At 52.2% G+C, this 2,924-nt stretch carries 1 protein-coding gene; it reads right to left on the bottom strand.

What is annotated here, in order from left to right; translation table 11 throughout:
* Positions 1–47: 47 nt before the first annotated feature.
* Positions 48–2,924: CARDB domain-containing protein (locus OEL57_RS15915; RefSeq protein ID WP_300741827.1), on the bottom strand; the 2,877-nt coding region annotated here is incomplete at its 5' end.

The raw sequence follows: 2,924 nt of genomic DNA, 5'->3' as shown, positions 1-2,924 counted from the left end.
ACCCGATGGGTGTTTCACAACGTGGGCAACGCCCAGAGCAGTACAGACTACTTCACCACAATCCGGTCTGCAATCACGCTACCGCCGCTGCCTATGGTTAGCGCCCCCTGCAAGGCTGTAAAGCCGCTGCTGGTTCTGGTGAAGTCTGAATAATACCCACCTTGCAGAATCAGCTTTTTATTAATGAGTGTACTTAATGGCAGTGTATCCTCCAGCAGATAAACCAACGTCGTATCTGTTGATGACGCTGCTGCATAGGCATCGGCAAAGCTGGCATATCCGCTACTGCCAATTTTTATCTTTGGTGCCAGGCCAAAAGAAGCTGTTACTGAACGATCCGTTGTCATGCTTACCGAACAGTCACCTGCAGTATTTGTACAATCGCCGCTCCACCCGGTAAAGATTGCCTGAGTGCCCGGTGAAGCTGTCAAGGTTACCGTTGTCGTATCATCAAATAGACTGGAACAGGTTCCACTTGAGCAACTAATCCCGGCAGGTGAACTGCTAACTGACCCAGTCCCTGTAATACCTACGGTAAGATTCGGTATCTGTAGGCTGGTAGTAGCCTGTACCGGGGCAGACAGATTGCCGACTGCATCTTTGGCCCAGGCATAGATGGTCTTACTGCCGTTTGTCGTAACGGCATAGCCGGTAGGCTTGGTTGCCAGCCAACCTGCATCTCCTGCTGCTGGCGCTGTACCGGTTTCTGTTACCATCCAACCGGTAATGGCAACGTTGTCTGTTGCAGTAAGAGTGATAAACGGTATGGTTTTGGTCTTGGTTGTTGCCGGTATCTCAAAGGCACTGATAACAGGGGCACTGCTATCAACACCGGTGACGCTCACCGGAACGGCAACCGATGGTGTATCAGGGTCATTGGATACGATAGTTACGGTAGCAGCACTGGTTAGCAGCGCAGCGGGGGTGGTGCTTACCCCGATAGTGCAGGAAAGACCGGCCTCAATGGTGGGGGAAAGGCTTGCACAGGCATTGTCACCTGACAGCGCAACGCTGAAAGCTGCCGCATCAGCACCAGACAGCCCTATAGAACTTACTGCCAGTGCAGCGGTACCAATGTTTCTAATGGTAAGCAACGACGTGGCCAGTTGGCCCACATTGGCTGTGCCACTCAAAGGATTAGGAGTTACACTGATATCCTGTTGGTTGCCGTCTAACACCACCGTAAAACTGTTATTCAACTCATCACTTTCAGCAATGGTGTTGGCTTCATCCACAATACCAACAACCGTATAATATGACTGAACCGTTGCAGAGGCGTCCCACTCATACGCAAGGTCCACACTGGCAAAACGTTCAAGAGCCGGAACAGACAGATTGGTAATAACCGGCCCGGTGCTGCTGCCGTTATGCAGGCTAATGGTAGAGACAGTACTGGCAGTACCGCCGATATTGGCTACCGTAACAATCATGCTGTAGGTGGTGGCAGCCAGTTTTTCCCAGATAATTTTTTGTATAGTCAGATCAGGCTGGGCCAAAGGACTGCTGATAATATTGTTGGCCCGGTTCAGGGTATCAATGGTTGAGCTTGGATCTACGACAGCATACACCGTGTAAGGCGCGGTTCCAGCCGGGATAGTCCAGGCGACAGATACGGTCTGCACCTCACCCGGCTTGAATGGACCGGCAATGGTGGCTGTACTGATGAGAGTACCGCCGCTGGCCGGATCTCCGTTGTAAAAGCTGACCGGCACGTTCTCGGTTACCTTGTCACCCAGGTTCTGGGCAACTGCACTCAGGGTCACGACAGTATCAGGGGCCGGGTTGCGTGGGTCAGAAACCAGACTGCCTGCCTCAAGAGCCAAATCATCACCCATGGTGTGCTTCAACATATACAGGTCAGTCAAGGCTCCACTTGTGAGGGTACCATCCGGGTTGATCAGCAACTTGCGGTTGTAGACCGATATGATGGTATCAGCACCCAGAAAGGCAAGAGAAGGCCACTGCTCGGTTTCAGCATCAAAGGTTAATTGCTTTGGCTCACCCCAGACCTTGAAAACCGGGTCATAAAACAGACCAAACAGGTCAGAGGTACTTTCTTCGCTGTTGTCAGCAAAGATAACCGCTACCTTACCATCTGTGGCCTGAGCTTGCTTATAGTCTGCCAGGGTGCTGCTGTAGCTCTCTTCAGTGCGGATAACGGTACGTTTGTCAAAATCAAAATTCACTACGCTGGAGAGTTCATTACCCCGTACCCAGGTCATAACCACATTGTTACTGCTGTCCAGAGCCAGTTGGGGGTTGTCATCAATAATGGCGTCGGTAGTAAGCCGGGTCAGATTACCCCAACTGCCACCGCTGTTGGTCAGTCGGTACAGCTCAAGGTCTTCCAGTGTGCCGGTATCACCATCTGTATCAAGGGAAAGCACAATATTGGCAACCGTACCGTCATACACGGCACTATAACGCTTGATGGTATTGGGAATACTGGCCAGCAATTGCGGTGCGCTCCAGACAGTACCGCTATAGGTGGCGGCATACAGGCTGTTGGGCTTGGTTGCGCTGCCGCTTAGGTCATTCTGACTGTTGGAAATCCAGGTCAGCAGCAGATTGCTTGCATCCTTACCGGCCAGCTTGGGGGTTCGGTCAAGATTACCGTTATCGGTCAGACGAACAGCGGTTCCCCAGGTCTTGGTGGTGGGATTATAGACCGCTGCAGCAATCTCCATCAACGGCGCCATATCTTCCAGTTGGGCAGTATCCGGCAGGGTAGTTTTCATATCCTCCCAGGCAGCCACCATGCTGCCATCGCTGAAGGTAAGCGACGTCGGGCTAAAATCGGCAGTGCCGTTATCGGCTACGGCCACCGGTGTACTCCAGGCAGCGCCGTCAAAGCTGGCATGCTGCAGCATAGTGCCATTCATGGAAGTACGTTCAGCATTATCAGTTAACCAAAGCAGGTTAAC

Source organism: Trichlorobacter sp. (assembly GCF_030247655.1).
In the GTDB taxonomy this organism is placed as follows: domain Bacteria; phylum Desulfobacterota; class Desulfuromonadia; order Geobacterales; family Pseudopelobacteraceae; genus Trichlorobacter.
Note: the sequence above shows the minus strand (reverse complement) of the source record. Positions and strands in the feature narration are given on the sequence as shown.